The 16450-nt window shown below is 57.9% G+C and carries 5 protein-coding genes; all 5 read right to left on the bottom strand.

From position 1 onward, the window contains the following. Positions 1–434: 434 nt before the first annotated feature. Genes IEQ42_RS08080 through IEQ42_RS27280 form a run of 5 tightly spaced genes read right to left on the bottom strand, consistent with a single transcriptional unit; the run spans position 435 to position 16400 of the window. Positions 435–3296, bottom strand: a complete 2862-nt coding sequence (locus tag IEQ42_RS08080; RefSeq protein ID WP_210703148.1) for an RHS repeat-associated core domain-containing protein — start codon at positions 3294–3296, stop codon at positions 435–437. Continuing rightward, positions 3293–7921, bottom strand: coding sequence for a SpvB/TcaC N-terminal domain-containing protein (locus IEQ42_RS08075; RefSeq protein WP_210703147.1), 4629 nt, complete (start codon positions 7919–7921; stop codon positions 3293–3295). The genes IEQ42_RS08080 and IEQ42_RS08075 overlap by 4 nt, the downstream gene beginning before the upstream one ends. Next, positions 7918–12783 (bottom strand): Tc toxin subunit A-related protein, encoded by a 4866-nt coding sequence (locus IEQ42_RS08070; RefSeq protein WP_210703146.1) that lies wholly within the window; start codon positions 12781–12783, stop codon positions 7918–7920. The genes IEQ42_RS08075 and IEQ42_RS08070 overlap by 4 nt, the downstream gene beginning before the upstream one ends. Positions 12784–12792: 9 nt before the next feature. Continuing rightward, positions 12793–16197, bottom strand: a complete 3405-nt coding sequence (locus IEQ42_RS08065) for a Tc toxin subunit A (protein ID WP_241865825.1) — start codon at positions 16195–16197, stop codon at positions 12793–12795. Next, entirely contained in the window at positions 16179–16400 is a 222-nt protein-coding gene (locus tag IEQ42_RS27280) for a hypothetical protein (RefSeq protein WP_228731968.1), read from the bottom strand. Before IEQ42_RS27280 ends, IEQ42_RS08065 begins: the two co-directional genes overlap by 19 nt. Between the last annotated feature and the right edge of the window lie 50 nt (positions 16401–16450).

Genomic DNA, 16450 nt, shown 5'->3' with positions numbered 1-16450 from the left:
TTTCAGTGGTGTTAACAAAATCTGAAGTCAACCGAAATCTCTGTGGGAGCTGGCTTGCCAGCGATGGCGGACTTACATTCAACAATGATGTTGACTGACCCAACGCCATCGCCAGCAGGCTGGCTCCCACAGGTTTCAGTGGTGTTAACAAAATCCGAAGTCACCCGAAATCCCTATGGGAGCTTGCCTGCGAGCGATGGCGGACTGACTTACAGCACTGACGCTGGCTGACCCAACGCCACCGCCGAAAGCGATCCACGGCGAATTGACCGGCCCGGCGCGGAAACGCCAAGGTGATGCGGTTATTACAATTTCGTTATGTGAGGGAAATCTGCGGGTGCGGGCTCGCTTCCAAGAAGTGGCTATCGGTTTTGAGTGCATTACACCGCCTGTGGGGAAGTGCTCACCCACTAGGCAAACTCTCGGACACTTGACTATTTGTAAAACACCAGAAAATTGGAAATACCTCTTTTGAGGTCGCGAGTTGTCTTTATATCCACCATAAAACCGTCACTATTAATTGCGCCTAATACGGTTGAAGCGCCCCCGTCCAGATTTACCGATTTGCCCGGTGAGCTGTTCAACCTGTCCAGCCTGTTAGTGACTTGAGCCCATTCAGACATGGTGTAGCCCGCTGAGTTGGCTTTTGCACCTCCGGAATCGCTGCCTAGTATTAATCGGGTACGCGGGTTAACTGAGCCGGCTCCCGGAAGACTGATCGCTGAGCGAGCGTTGGGGTCGCCCGCATGCCCCAGGTTTCCAGGTAGATTTGCGTCTGGATCAAAATTGAATCTTGGTTCGTTCAGTTCTTGCGAGGTAAACAGTTGGCTACCGTTTTTTGAAAGTATTGGTGCCGAGTGAAAGTATGAGCCATCGCCCATTGTTACTTTGGTGTATTTGTCTTCATAGGCTGGTGGAATTGGCAACGCAGGCATTTGCTTCCCCTCAACGCTACTTTCGCCAACGGTGGCATATTGCGGGGCTGACGAGGAAAGCTTGTTCGCCATGTTGAAAAAAGCTCCATTTACATAAGCGATATTTTCGGACTCGCCAGTATTGGATGCAGCATGGATGGCATTTGCACTCATTGACTTCAAGGGAGTTAACGAATCAGATCCTGCAAGCTTGCTTTGATAGCTGCTATCAATTGATAGATAACTAATCTCACGTCTCGATATGGCTTGCCTGTCAAAATTTATTCCTAATCGGGCCAAGCCTGATTCCGACGCTGCAATACGTACCAAGATCATGCCGGGAGCGATTGTTTTCACTCTTACCGGCCGGATATTGCCAATTAACTTCTGCCAATTGTGGATGGCACGTTCGCGACCTGGTTCGGGGTTTATCGGCGCAAGGCCCATGGGATCCACTAGTGCAATGGGATTGTTTTGAACCATTTTGTAGAGATTCAAGCCATCAATGGCTCCGGCTGGATCCGGATTTAACCACCGCTGTAACCACGCCACGTAATACCTGAACCCATAACAATAAAGTCCCGTCGCATCCCGCTCTTTCCCTGAATAGTGCAGCGTCTTGTAACTCGCCTCTACTTCCCCACGCCCGGCGAACCACGCGGTGGTGCCGAAGGGGTGATAACGCTCGTGGCTGATCACCTGGCCCGCGTCGTCGAGTTCGAGCGTGCAGGAGCCCAGATGATCGGCAAGGCTGTAGCGCTGCTGGTCGTTGTCGATGCCTTGGGGCGGTTCGGATTCCCAATGCAAAACCTGCACGCTGCTGCGCCCGGCCTGAACCGTGATGATCTGCAACGTTTTACCCGTCCCGCTGTGGGTGCGTATTTGCAGATTGGATAAATACCGGACTTCGTCGAACAGCGTCCGCGCATTGGTCTGCATCTGGCGGATTTTGCGCAGGCGCATGCCATCGGCGCCGTAGATGTAGCGCTCGTCATCGTCCGCCGCGCCATCACGCTCAACCGGTCGGACTTCGCGCAATTGATTACGCAGATCCCATTGCAAGGACTGCCCCGGCTGCAGGACGAGCAGATTGCCGTTGGCATCGAAGCCGCCGCGAAAATCGTCGTCGTCCGGCTCCACGCCATCGAGCACGGGCAAACAGCGGTTGCTCCCTGCGGCGGCGACCAATCGATGGCTATGGTGTTGCGGCCCTTCATGAGTCAGTTCCAGCAGATTGCCGCCGCGATCGTAGCGGTAGGTCTGGGTGAAACCGGCGCACGCTTGAGGATCGTCAAATGCCGAGAACTGCGGGCCTTGACTGGCGCCGCCAGCCTCCCATCCCGTCGCCTTGATCAACTGGTAGAGACTGTCATACCCATAGCGATTGACCGGTTCGATGCGCTGGTTGGCGAAGTAGCGAATGGGCAGGGCGGCGTCTTCGATGTTCAGCACATTGCCGACCGGGTCGTAGGCATAGCGCAAATCTTGCAGGACGTCATTGCCGCGTCGGGCTTGCAGGCGGGTCAGACGGCCATCTTCGCAATCGTATTGCAGCGTAGTGAGGACACCGTTGCCGGCGGTTTCCTGTTCAGTCTGGCCTTGGGCGTTGTACTGGAGGGCACTGACCAGAGTCTTTGGCGCGGTGTCGTTTTTCAGTTGCAGGCGCACCTCTCGCAACGTGCCACCGAGGGCCTGGCTGAAGAACTGCTGATTGCCCTTTGCGTCGATTTGCTGGATGGCTTCGCCCAACGGATTGACCACCGTTTGGCTGATCGCCCCCGCACCAGGCTCGACCAACGCGTCGCGTTCGGCCACAAGCTCCGGCCAGTCGGGGGAATCCAGCGCCTTCAGAAAGTGGCGAGTCTGCTCCAGCACTGCACCCGTCAATCCGAACGCGGTCAACAGCCGAGTACCTGCCGGATCATCGTGGCGAATCAGTTGCCCGCACTGATTACGCTTGGCGCATGCCGGGTCGCTGCCGCCATACACACAACGCTCCGTGCACAACGATTCACCCGCAAGCGCTTGCTCGAACACGGCCGTTGGCCGCAGCAGCTGGTCATACTCGACACGCCGTTGGCTGCCGCGACCATCCCAGCCCTGCACCGGCTGATTCGCTTCGCCCGGTAGTTGGGCGCGCCAGCCTGCATCGACACTGAGGGTGCTGAGCACCTGGCCGGACAGGGAATAGATCGTGGTGAGGTTGGCAGGCGCCAGTCGTGGATCGCGTTGCGCCACCAAGCGTCCGGCGGCGTCATGTCGCTGGAGAGTGTGACGTGCCTCGGGCTCACTGCAATCCTGTCGCCAATACACGATCTGGCGCACGGGCAGGCCTCGACCGTCGACGACGGATAGCTGCGGCGTGTGTAAATGCACACTCATTTACCTGTCCACCAGTTACCTCGTCGTTGTTCCGGCGGTGCCTCGAACAGGTCATTCTCGTCGAAAGCCACATTGCACCAGATCCAGTACCACGTCTGGCGGCGTAGCGGTTTCAATACCGGCGGATCGCCTTGCAGCATTTTTTTTGCCAGCACTGTTTCGGTGGGCCGGCCTGCGGCATCGTAGTATTGCTGGTCGTGGAAGGCGTGCTGGCGCATCGCATGATCATTGATATAACGCGATTTATTGGAAAAGTAGGGTCGGTAGATTCGTACTGGCAGCCCTTTGTTGTTGTATTCCACCGGCTCACTCACCCGCCAGCGCCGCGGTACTTCGGCTTCCTGTGGCGTGCCGTCGGGATTGAGGATCAGTTCGGCGTTTTCATCGACCAGCCATGACTTGCCGGGTTCGACTTCCTGCTTGGTTTGCAGCGTACGGCCGAAGCCGTCCAGGCACACGATGCTGACCCGTACTTGCAGTTCTGCGTCGCCGGGGTAGCGGTCGGCCAGCAGGGTGACGGCGTACACCGGTTCACGCTGCGCCGTGTCGAGCTGCTGCTTGAGGATCGTTTCGTTCGGGTCAGGATTTTCCAGGCGTGCAACATGTTGCCTGGCCCTGTCGCAGAGGTGCCCGCTGGGCAGTACGAAGCCTTTAGCCCTGGCCCACGCCAGCCAGGTCGGGGAGGGCGGCGCGGTGCTCGAGACGCGGCCCATCCAGCTGAACGGATCGGCGAAACCGGCGCTGGCGAAGTTGCCGATGGCTTTTTTCGGATCAGCAATGGCGATGGCCGGGTTGCGGTCTGCGGGAGGGACGTAGGTGTCCAGGCAATCGAAACCCACCGGTTTGCCAAGCTCAGTGCCGCGGAAACTGGTCACCAGCGGCTCACCGAAGGCGTTATACCGGGCCTCCTGAATATTGCGGTTGGCATCTTCGATGGCGGCCGGCATAAAGCTTCGGTAATCAACGTTGAGGGTGCGCGTGGTGCAACCGTCCGGCAAGATCACAGCGGTGGTGAGGCACCAGAAATCGTCGTAGTTGATCGTGGTTTCGCCGTGGCTGCGGGTTTCGCGGTATTTCCAGACGTTATAAAAGCCGTCCAGGTTGTAGTAGGTAGGGAAACCGCGATGCACCGACCACAGGTAGTTTTTTGCATCCTGCGGGTCTGCCATTGCAGGCTTGGGCACTGTGGGCAGAAACAGTTCCATGATGTGGTAACCCACTTCAGGCGACTCGAGTTTCTCTTTCAGGTTGAAGGGCATGTTGCCCTGTTCGTCCTTAAGCTTGTCGTAAGCGCTGAGGGCAATAGCATCCAGTTCTGCCGTTTCGACATGAGCGGGCAAGCCTTCGAACGTCGCTTCCAGCGGCGCAAGGGGCTGGCCGTTTGCGGGGTTCATGTAGTACTGCCGGGACAAGCCGGCCAGCACCGCTTGTTGCGCCCATTCGCCATCGTCCTTGCTCTGTTCGAGGAAGTGCTCATGGTTGATCGTGGCCGGCGTCAACGCGTTTTTCGCTAGCACCAGAGCATTGCTGCGTTGTTGGCAAGGAAGACCCAGGCGCCAAGCCTGCGGGTCCGGCAAGTGAATGGGTAACGATCTGGATTGCGTCAGATACCAGTTTTGCTGCGCGTCGTCGTGGGCATCCTTCCACCAGTTCTTCTGATATTCATCACTGAACGGCGGCGTATCGTTGACGGTTTTGCGGCGTGCGTAATGCACGGTGAAGGCGTGGACGCAGGCGCCATACTCGTCCCACTCAAGGTTGATCTGGTGTTGGCATAACGGATCGTCCGCGAGGGCTGGCTCATACTGGTAACTGATCGACTCAAGGCCCAGCGGTTGCAGCACGGCATATGGCTGGTGTTTACCTTTGAGCCGCAGCACTCGCACCAGCGTGCGGTTTTCCGTGACAACGTATGGCACGGCGGTGGTCGGGTCGTCATCTGCCGCGTAGATCTCCGAGCGCAGCACTCGGCCGCTCAGGGCGCGGGCTACTTCGCGGGCGGTGTCCTCGTCAAAATCGGTGAAGGCTTGCGTTGCGCGATCGTTGAAATGGTACTTGTGCAACAGCGTGGATTGCAGGGCAACCGCCAATGGATCACGAGCGTAATACCCGTCCCGAGGAGGGTCGACGGCCTCGCCTGTGTGGTACCAGGTTTTGCTCAGGATGGGTGCGGTGAAGCCGACCGCTGCACGCTCGGCAGCTGACGCTTCGGCATCGCGTTGCAGCAGCAGATGAAAGCCGCGGAACTCGCGTTCGTAGCGGTCGTAGTAGCCGCCACGGTAGTTGAAGCATTGCGTCAGCCGATTCCCGGTAATCTCATCGAGCTGCGTTTGCTGGCTGACCAGGTGCATGGCAAACGGCAGTCGTGAAACGGGATTTTCCACCCCGCGAGCGTGCTGCTCCTGTTTTTCATCCAGCCATTCCTGCGCGGAACTGCGATAGGTCACACCGGTGCTGGTACCCATGTTGTTGCAAGTACCGTTGACCAAATACGGCTTGGCCTTTACGAAGTCGTAGCGCCAGTGCTGCACCGCCATGTGCGGCACCGTCAGGACGATGCTGGAGCAACCCAGACCTTGCAGGTCGGCGGTGCTGACCTGGCAGAGCCGGTCGTATTGCACGCCTTCGGGCCAAGGCAGGTCGGTAGACGTTTGCGTGTAACCCGTGCCGCCATGGTTCATGAACACCCGCAGGCGCTCGGTGTCCAGGTAGATCAGGTCTGCCGCTCCCGAGCCATCAAGGTCGGCGAGCAATACCCGGGCAGCATTGAACTCGCCGTAGGCAAACGGCAAATCACACAATACGAAGCCCTTGCCGAAACGCCCACGGCCCAGGTTGGGCCAGCATTTGACTTCGTTGTGGCGGATGCGTACCAGATGTTGCTGACCGCTGCCAAGCAGGTCAGCGAAGGCCACCAGTTCGGTCTGCGAATGGCTCGGTACCGGCAGATCATCGTCATCGCCTTCGGCCGTTTTATCTGCGTGAGGTATGTCGAGGCCGTCGGCAAAGCCCGCCGCACGGCGGTTGGAGTACAGCCGCACACTGCGGGTGCCGATCAGTGCCAGGTCACTGAGACCGTCACCGACCAGATCGGTCAGCTGCGACTGCGGGTGGAAAAACTCGCTGGGGAAGGAGTCGAAGGGAACGAAAGTCGACCACGTGCGATCCGGATCAAGCGTGAAAAAACCGCACATGCCCGGCATGGCCAATACCCAGTCAAGCTTACCGTCGCCGGTCAGGTCGGTAAGCGACTGGTGAATCGGCTTGCTGCTGTCGGCCACGGGGACGTGCTCCAGGCGTTTCCAGTCGCTGTAGCACACGTTGTCGCCCGCGCTTTCGTCGCGCAGCGGCTCGCGGTAATACCAGGCTTGATCGTAGCGACAAAGCACCCCGGGCATGCCTTCGCCGTACAGGTCCACCAGCTGATAACGCTGGCCGTCGTTGAGACCGGGCATGCCGGGGAATGGTGTCCAGCGCGCAGGTTGCGGGTCGAGGTCGAAGGCGTTGTAGTGGAATTCCATCGGCGGCCGGTTTTCGATCTTACCCAGGCTGTCGTAAGCCTGGACGTGCGCCGCCGTCAGGTGGTTGTAGCCCAATGGACCTGCCCGGTGTTCCAGCATCAGGCGCTGCACTAGCACGGGCGCGTCTCCCAGCTGCGTGGGGAAATGATGAAACATCAACACCTGGCGGCACAGGCGCCGCGTGCCCAGTTCGAAACCGTAGCTGTAGTTCCAGAACGGGTCGCTGCGTTCAGGCCATGGATGTTTTTCAGCGAATGTCGGCACCTGATCGAGCTCAGTGCTGCGCTCGCCATAATCGAACACCAGTTGAAAGTGCCATGGCTCTCTTTTCCAGCTGTCTGCCACCCACGCGTACAGGTTTGGATGGGCCTTGGCATTGCCGTAGTACACGCATTTGAGATAGCGCTGGGCCCGGTAGTCGCGCCACTGTGGGGCGGCAGGCAGATCGGTTTCGGCCTTGTATTCGTAGACAATGTGTTCGCCGCGGGTGTTGAGGCTTTCGTCGATCATCCACACGCCGACGTGCAGCGGGTCGCTCGGGTCGGCCCGGCGCGAAATGGCATTTTTGCCGTACATGTGCAGGCTGCCATCGGCGCCGTGGATGAGCCAGAAACCCACGCTGTCAGCCACCGTCGACCAATGCTCGATCAGCGCAAACTCACCTTCCACTCGTGGCCAATGGCGCACTACTTTGTGCTCCGCGCCCAGCGGCACGCCGTTGTAGGTGCTGGTGACACGCGAAATCAGTTCGCCGTCGCTTTCATTACGTTCCGGCATCCATACATCGCCGCCGGGCCCGACTATCTGATCAGCCCCGTCGTAAGCCGGCGCGCCTTTTGTGGTGCGCACGGTGATGGCGTTGACCGTCATCCGCCAGCCGATCCCGAACGGGCTGTTGCCCACATCGCTGCTGTACCCCAAACCCAGCGCCGGGGCAAAGCCGCGACCGGCAGAAATTGGCAGGGGCAACTCCAGCGATGCCGCGCCATTTGTGCCAACGCCGCCCCAGCCCTTGCCGATGCTTTGAATGGCGCCGCCCATCTTCGGCAGCGTCGGCGTGTTGATCTGCATCGTCGACTGTTGCTGTGGTTGTTGTTCGTTCATAGCGAGCGGCCCTCGCTTCTGGCCGTATAGCTGATATGCACAATGATGTCGGTCAGGGATTTGAACAGCGCCTCCCATGCTTCAGGGCAGGTAAAGGTCAGAGCCCAGCAGGAAATCGCTCCGGTGTACTCAAAGGGCAGGTAGCGTTCGTCTTGAAAGTTGAGCTGGAACAGGCCGTTGTCATCGATACCGTGGGAGAGGGCAACCTGTTGGCTGGCGCGCAGGTTTTCCTTGGCGTTGCCAACGGTGGAGGTCATTTCCACCTTGCTGTAGGTCTGCGTCAGCACCGCGCAGATGTCTTTATAGGGGCCAAGGCTGACCGGCAGCGTCAGGCTGATGGTCTTGATCCGGCGCATAAAATGGTTTTGCCCGGCATAGTCATCGTCGAACATCTTTTGCGTCAGTTCGAACTCACAGGTGCCGTTGGTCGTCAGCGCTTTTTTGATGTCTTCCCAGCTCTTGTTGACGATTGAAGAGGGGTCTTTGGCTAACAGTTCTTTGAGCGAAACGGTTTTGCGGATTTCCAGCTCGCGTTTGTTGTGTTTCAGGTAATCGGCGTGCATCCGCTGCAGGCTCATTTTCAGCGCTTCGCCGGCACCGAGGCCGCGATAGGTGGCATTCCAGGCACCGGGGCGGATGAAGGTCTGCGTGAAGTCACCCATCTCGTACTGCCAGCAGGCCTCGGCCGCCTGACACATGGACAATGCAGTGGTATAGGCTCCGTTGTAGAAACCGGCGAACTGGCTGTTGAGCCAGTCGTAGGTCTGGGATCGACTGAAGCGGTTGCTGCTCAGCAGGAAGTCGTGGGTAGCCTTCGCCTGATTGAGCGCGGTTTGCGCCTGGCGCAGTTGCAGTTGGGTGGCTTTGTGTTGTTCTTCGTAGACGGCGAGTTGGGCTTCGATTTGTTTGAGTTCGAGTTTTGACTGGTCGAGGGCTTGGGCCCATTCCTGGGAGCGTCGACGGTATTGTTCGATGCGGTCCATCATCTGGCCATCGGCAAACAACGCCGTGGAAGTTGCTTGCATCCCGGCCATTACGGCGTAGGCCGGCGCTTCGATCCGTTGACCACCGATGGAAAAGCCAATGATATTAGGTGCGGCTTTTAAGTTTTCGGCGGTGACCTGAACGCCGCTCGCGCTGACTTGGGCGCTTGCTCCCAAATAGTGAGCAGCTCCTGCCGCGACTTCCAGGTCGCTGACGCCATCGCTGACCAACGTTTCGTAATAGCTGACCCTCCCACCAATGACCGCCTGACTGGCCTGCAAAGCCGCCTTGTTTTTTTCATCAATCTTTCCCGCCTGAACCTGTATCTCAACAGCCACTTTCGCCAGATTCCACGCCTGTTGCTGTTGCAACTCCAGGTATTGCGCCTGCTCCTTGCGCTCGATCAACGACAACAGCGTCGAGCCGAACTGGATCACGCTGTCCACCGCGTTCTGTGCCAGGGCGAACATGAACGTGAAGCGATAATGTGGAATCTGCGGGTTGAGCAGACGGCTGAGCGCAGCGCCCGACAAGCCCTGGCCCCAGGCCGCGAGCAGAGCGCGCGGATCCAGCGGCGCGGCGAACAACGGCAGGTGCAACGGATTGCCAGCCATGTCGAGGTTGTGTTGCAGGTTATACTTCCGGCTCTCGGCGCGCTCCCAGCGCTGGGCCAACTCGGGGTTGATGGGGCGGCGCAGATAGGGATTGTCGACGCCGGGCAGCGACGAGTCATCGCCGTAAGGCCGCAGGCACAGTAACGGGGCGGCCTGCGAAGCCAGGTCTTTGCCGATGTGCATCGGCGGGTGATCCAGCCTCTGTTGTTGAGCGCTGATCAGGTGTTTTTCGAAGTCACGCAGCTCCTCGTTCTTTGCTGAACTCAGCTCATTCAGATCGATTGGCAGCCAATCGTCGACCTGCCGGACATCCGGGCGTGGGCCCAGCAAGTCCAAGATGTGCGCATAACGTAATTTGGCTTCGGCCAGGCCGTCGGGTGTGAGTTCTTGATAGGCCCGGTCAGCCTGATTACTCTCGATATCGATGTAGAGCCCATACAGTGCCTTGCGAAAGTGCACCGGAAAACTCAGGGCAATCTGGTGCGGGTCATCCGGAAACAGAATCGCCTGACTGGGGTCTGGCGCACCGGGCCAGACCGGCTCTAGCAGCGGCACGGCCTGCCAGTAACCGGGATGCCCCGAATCGGCGCTTTGCCGGGCGGGGTCGAAAATATAAGACAGCCACTGTTTCGCTTCTTCGTACTGTTGTTCTTCGTTCAGGCGATACGCGACCAGCCAAGGCAAGTACAGGAACAGTTCAAGGAAAATCTGGTAATACGCGCCCCCGAAATCCATGGATTGCGCGCCGAGGCCGTTGGGGATGGGCGGTTCTGTTTGTTGCGTCTGGGTTTCCCAACGCAGCAGCGGTTCCATGCCGTTCTCGGCGAGTTCGATCAACTGCCGGGCGAAGGTGGTGTTCATGCGGATGGGCGCGCGATTTGCGAATCCAGGGTTTTGCGATTCACTCAACTCTATGCTTGAACCTGTGAAGTCAATGAACTGCGCCTTGCCCAAGGAGGGACTGTCCCCTATGGACGGGTTGATCAGGCTGTTGATGCTTGGCGCAATTTGAACTTCTGCTCCAATTTCCTCCCCCCAGCCTATGGTCAAAGCCTTGAGAGCACCGCCCTGGAGTGTGCTGTAATTGGTGTTCCGGTCATAAATCAACACACCATAAACAAGAGGAATTTTCAGGTTTGTCTCGTCTTCGGGCCACTCTACTCCCCACCCGTCGGGCTGGTGAGTAGTCTGGTCAATTGAGAACCTGACTGGAGTTGCGAATAGTGTGTACAAGTTGTCAACAATGCCGGACGTGTAGATCGGACGCAGTTGGTTGAGATCTTGTGGAAACTCAGCGGATTGCACGTCCAGTGGGTGTCCAACAAATAGTTGATAACCGTATCCCAAATCACCGGTGGCTTTACGGGTCGCTGGGGGATGAAGCGGGAGTTCTGACACAGAGGTTGTAAAACGCCAGAGCGTCTCAAAAAAGGCGTCAACGTCTTTCATCAGATGGTAGAGAATCCACCCATTCGCGACTTTACCGGCCAGAGACGCCGATTCTCCCTTTTTGGTGGCAGGCACCGTAAATTGATAAATAGAACCCTTATCTACAATCAGGGTACGAAGAAGGTCGGGCGTGCCCTTGAAGGTGAACGCTGCATTCGGCTGGTCCATGAAGTCGGTGCCAACCGGTTCTATGGTTGACCCTGGGAGTAACTGAACCCAGTCGTTAGGGTTATCCGCCGGATTGAAGATCAGCGTTATCTTGATGAGTTCCTTGGTTGTATCTGTGCGGTCCTTGATGGAGATACTGAGAACACGGTAGCTTGAGAAACTATTCTCCAGTCTTAGTGTAAGTCCGATGTTCGAGTTGTTTCGGTCGTAGACGATATCAATATTTCTCTCAATGGTTTTGATTCGTGACTGCCAATCATTAAAGTTCCAGCTTGCTTTGTCTTTATGCGGCGTCGACTGAGTAACTGCACCAAATACCGGAGTGCCAGATGGGAGCCAGTATTGAAATCGACCGGCATTTTGGTGTGTGTTGGCGAAAAGGTGGCCGATTAGAAGCACATGCTTTCTGCTCTTGTCATCGGCCTCGAGTGCTTGCGCCGAAGCGAATTTACCTTGGCCAACCTGGCCTTCCGCTGGGAACAGCGGCGTCACAATAAAATTCTTGTCGATTCGTATCGTTCTTAAGAAATCGTATTTATCTGTGTCACCGCTAGTATCGGAACCGGACTCATAGTTGGAATACAACATGAGCACGATCGACTCGGGCGACGTCGAATGGTCATACACCGCAATGGTTTGGGTTTCCGCAGCAATTTGCTCTGGCGTCTTCGCGATCAGTGCGGCCGTCTGGCAATAACTCTCGATGTAAACCCGTGGCGCACTCCAGTTATCATCGTATTTCTTGTAACTGGCATATAACTTGAACTTCGGAAACGCCTTGATCGCATTATCCGCTTGCCCTGCTGGCGGAGATGCCAATGCATCCGCATCCTGGATTTCCAGCTCGGCCCAGATCACGAACAAACGATTGTTGAACCAGCACGGACGAATGGTGTGTTCCAGCGCCTTCTCCGAAATTGGTACATTGGCTTTTTGCCAGTCGGACCACGCATTGGGCAACGGTTTGTCGTACTTGGCTGGCATCTCGCCAAGCGTCGACGCGGGCTCCTTCACCGGGCGTTGGCGCATGTCCAGTGAGCGCCAGTAATAAGCGTTTTCGGCCGGGGATTTTGCGATGAAGTAGTAGGTGCTGTTGGCAAAGTCTTCGCCATCAATGTAGCCATTGCAGATTTTCAGGTTGGCGATTTCCTCAAAGCGCCCCAGATATGCCAGCACCGCCGCCTGCACCGTGTCCGGCTGAATCTGCGCCTGATTGAGGTCGTTTTCCAGTTGCTCGAAACTGGCCGTCTTGGTCGCCCGCAGTGTCGGGTCCAGATAGATGTCCGGGAAGTAATGCAGTTGCTGGGTCGCGGCCCAGATCGGATACCGGTTCAGGCCGTCACGCCAGGTCTTGGTCTGTAGGGGATTGAGGCTGTCATCGCTGTAACCGGGCTCCATGTTCAACATGATGCCGTTGACCAGTTGCTGCAGGCTGGCAATGGCACAGGCCACCGGGCTGGTCGGCACGTTCTGGCTGACCAGTACATCCAGCAACCAGAATTCATAGAGATCGTTGGCGGTCTTGATTTGCTGGGCCAACCCCTGATCGACCAGGTACGGGTCGTTGGGTATGGCTTCGTGCAGATACAGGGCAAGCATCGCATCGCGCAGTGACTCATTCAGTGGTGCGTCGAAGGCAGTTGTCATGATCGTTCCTTAACCATTGGCCAATGTAGCGGCAGAGGCGGGGCTGGCGGCCATAACCGCGTCGCCGACAGTTTTCCAGGCATCCAGAGGGCTTAGAGCATTCAGCGCGGTGGCCTGCAGCAGCGCTTTGGCAGACAGCCCACTCGCTGAGCAGCTCGCCTGGCACCGACGCACCCAATCCACGTGAGCCATCGAGGTGGCGCGTTTGTCGGGGAGGGTATCGGTCAGCGTGGCGACTTCCGCTTCCGGCCACTCCAGCAACCGCGCCAGAGCCGCGTTGGCTGTTTCGCTGGCGAGTTGGCGCAGCGCCTTGTTTTTCAGCTTGGCGATGGCCGGATTGGCAGCGCTGAAGTAACTCAACACACTGTCTTCCGATTGGCTCTGGCTGTGAAACCAATGGCTGAAGCGTTCGAACAGATAGAGATCGCTGAGCGACGGTTCGCTGCTGCTGCCCCCGTAGAGGTTGCCGCCCAGCCACGTCGGATTTACCACGAACAGGCGCAATGCACTGTTGCTCAAGCGCAGTTGCACAGCGATCTCGGCATGGCGCGATATGCGCTCGAAATGCTCGATCAGCTCTGGGTTCAGTGGTTCTTCAAGGGCTGCCAGCAAAACGCTGTAGGCTGAGGAATGCGCCCAGTGAATGACAGCGGTGCAACGCTCCGGCGGCAGTTTGGCGGTTTCCTCAAACAGTCCTTCGAGCAACTGTGTTTGCCGGTCGTATGCGCCGAGCAGCAGCGCCACGAGTTTTTCGGCGCACGTGTCTTTCACCGGTTGGCTCAGTTTCAGCGCTTTGAGCAGGCTATCCACATCCGTCCTGAGCCAGATGGCCGGCTCGTCCACCAGCGTCAGCGAATGATCCAGCCCGGGCAGCAGGCCGTCGGTATCGAGCAGATCGTGGCTGATCAGCAATGCCATCCAGTCGATGTCTTTGGGGCTTGGGGTGGCATCGTCTTGAGCAGGCAAACCCAATGCAGCCACCTGATCCTGTGTTACCACGCCTTGTCTCGTATCGTCCTGCAACCTGGCCAAACGCTTGAGCAAGTCATCGGGCAGAGGCGCGGGCTCTGCCATTTTTGCTTGCGGATTGCTCTCTTGCTCTTCGGCAACCAACGGGACGTTCGGCCCCAGGCGCTGCTGCAATTGGGCGACGGTCTGCTGACTTTCCTTGAGCCAGTTGATGGCCCAGTCCAGTTGCATCAATACGTCGAGAATGTCAGGTTTCGCCGCCGCAGCCTGGGGACTCAAGCGACCGTTCGCCAGTGCGATTTTGTAGTCTCGACCACCGAGCAATCCCGCCAGCGTCAGCAAGTCGGCGACGGTATAACCGAAGAGCCGGGCGATCCGTGCCTGGCGGTAGAGCGAAGAGATCGTGGGCAAGTCACGCTTGAGTGGGCCTACGTGTTTTTCGGTCTGCCGGGCAATCAACAGCAGAGAGTCTTCCGTCGGTTGCACGCCGAGGCCCGCACATAATTGCAGCAGGGTTTTATATGTGGCGACGTCGGTGGCGCTGAGGTTGATGGGCGTTTGATCAAGGATCAGCGGCGTGTCGAACAGTTGCACGCGGTTGAACACCTGATCGAACAACGGCAGTTCAGCTTTGCCACTGGTATAGGGAGTGAGGTCGTGCATCAGCGCTGCAAATTCCTCGGGGCCAATGCCGTAGCGCTCATTCAGGTAGCGATAGACTCCCAGTGCGCGCAGGGTGTTTTCGGTGAGCTCAAGCCCTAGATTGGCGGCCCCCTCGGAGCGGATGGCGCTGATGATCAGCGTGTCCAGTTTTGCGAACGCAATGCCCGTCCAGCGATGCAGGCGAACCATGCGTTGCAGGCGATCGAGTCGATTGAGTGAGGTCTTGGTCAGGCGCCATTGCTTGATGTCGCCCAGCTTGTCTTGCTCCAGCCCCATGGCGTTGTCGAACTGATCCCGAATGATCGACTCGGGGGTAGGTGCCAACTGGCTGTCGTCGATGTCCGCACCGGTGCCGGTACCGTTGACGTAGCAGGCGCCATAGTGGTTCGAGTGGGGAAACGGCAAAACCTTGTCGGTCGCGCCCGGGACAACTACCCCCGCATGTTGCGGATTCAGGCTAGGGCAGTTGGGTGACAGGCGCACTGCGTATTGGCGTCGGGCCAGAAGCATTTCGACCTGTTCGGCGTCCAGGCCGGTACGCGCCATGAAGTCGCTCAACTGGGTCATGTACCACAGGGGCGCGTCTTGCGAGACGTCGATACCGTAGGACTGTTTGAAGAAAGCCTGTTCGGGCGCTGACAGGTTGTACTGCTCATCGAGAGTGAGGGTGAAGCGGTGGCTGGCCAGGCTTACAGGGGCCTCCACGGTGCCGGTGGTGGCAACCAGATTGAAGTGCGCGGTGTAGCCACTTTCCTCTGGTTCGGGAAGCGCCTCTTCGGCCTTGATGTATGAAGTGATGGTGCGCGCACCGGGGAGGTGCAGGGAGTTGAGGAAATAAATGCTGGCAGCGTCTGCAGGTGTGGCGGAACCCAGTGTCAGGTTCACAGCAGGAATTGACGCAGCGCCTTGTTTGCCAAAAGTCACAGGTACCTTGTTGGTCCCCAGCGCACCTTTGACTGGCCTTTCCGCCTGTGGCGTTGCAGCCCCGATTCCCGTCTGCGACGTAGGCAATAGATAACACTCACTCATTGGCGTATGCGGGCCGAGGTGAGTGCCCCCGGCGCTTCTCCAGCCTTTGAGCAGATCGTTACGCGTCAGATAAAAATTGCTGAACACCGATGGCTCGATCAGCAAGGCCTGTTGCTGAGGGCTCAAACCCGACAACAGCCGCTGCGCTTGCAGCACTGGTTGCTGCATCTCGCCATAGCGGTTGGTACTTGCCTGTTCAATGGGCAGCAACAAGCTGGCCTGATAGTTCAGTTCCCCAAGCTTCGGCTTTTTATCGATCAGGCCCAACTGGCATTGATGGTGATAGAAGTTATAGGGCAGTTCGAAGGGGTAACGGCGCTCGGCAAGTATTTGCTGGGTTGACTTGGGTTTGTCGATCGGGTTGCCATCCAGATACCCGCGCAAGTTGCTGCCCAGCACCTCGGTGACGATTTCCAGCATGGGCCTGGGCGTGAAGGTGCTTTCATCGGTGATCAACAGGTTCTTGAGGTCGGGGCGGCGCTTGTCCAGCAAGATGCGTTTTGGATCGATGCTGGTGGCTTCCAGTTGCTCGATGAAAACCCGAAGTGCACTCAGATAGGCCACTGGCGAATCGACCGCAGCGATGGCCCCGACCTTGCAAAACTCATCCCAGTTTTCCTTGAACAGATTGGGAAAGGTCGGCCCCTGCGGAGCAAGCGCACGAACGCCGCTACGTTGGCCGAGTTGCTGGAACGTTCCAGAAGAGGTTTTGTGTTCACGGTAAAGCCGTGCAATCAGCGCGGCGTAGCCCATGGCGTTGTCGTAGGCCAGACTGGCGTTGGCATCACTGTACTTGCCGAGCTGGCGAGCAAAGGCCGCTTGGGCAGACGCACGATATCGAAGACCGAGGTAAAGCCCATCTTTTGCATGGCCGTCGCAAAGTCGGCCCGTCCTTTTTTCAACGAGTGATCCGACTTGACGAGCGTGTTCATGATCGTGTGGTTGTCGTCGGCCATGACTGTGAATCTCCTGACGGGATAAGGGCGGCATCGAGGGCATGCCCGGC

Source organism: Pseudomonas iridis, from assembly GCF_017980685.1.
Taxonomy (GTDB): Bacteria; Pseudomonadota; Gammaproteobacteria; order Pseudomonadales; family Pseudomonadaceae; genus Aquipseudomonas; species Aquipseudomonas iridis.
This window is presented reverse-complemented; position numbering and strand designations above follow the sequence as displayed.

Coding starts and splice junctions, on each gene's coding strand:
- IEQ42_RS08080 (WP_210703148.1), bottom strand. CDS start 3,296: ATGAGTGTGCATTTACACACGCCGCAGCTATCCGTCGTCGACGGTCGA.
- IEQ42_RS08075 (WP_210703147.1), bottom strand. CDS start 7,921: ATGAACGAACAACAACCACAGCAACAGTCGACGATGCAGATCAACACG.
- IEQ42_RS08070 (WP_210703146.1), bottom strand. CDS start 12,783: ATGACAACTGCCTTCGACGCACCACTGAATGAGTCACTGCGCGATGCG.
- IEQ42_RS08065 (WP_241865825.1), bottom strand. CDS start 16,197: ATGGGCTACGCCGCGCTGATTGCACGGCTTTACCGTGAACACAAAACC.
- IEQ42_RS27280 (WP_228731968.1), bottom strand. CDS start 16,400: ATGGCCGACGACAACCACACGATCATGAACACGCTCGTCAAGTCGGAT.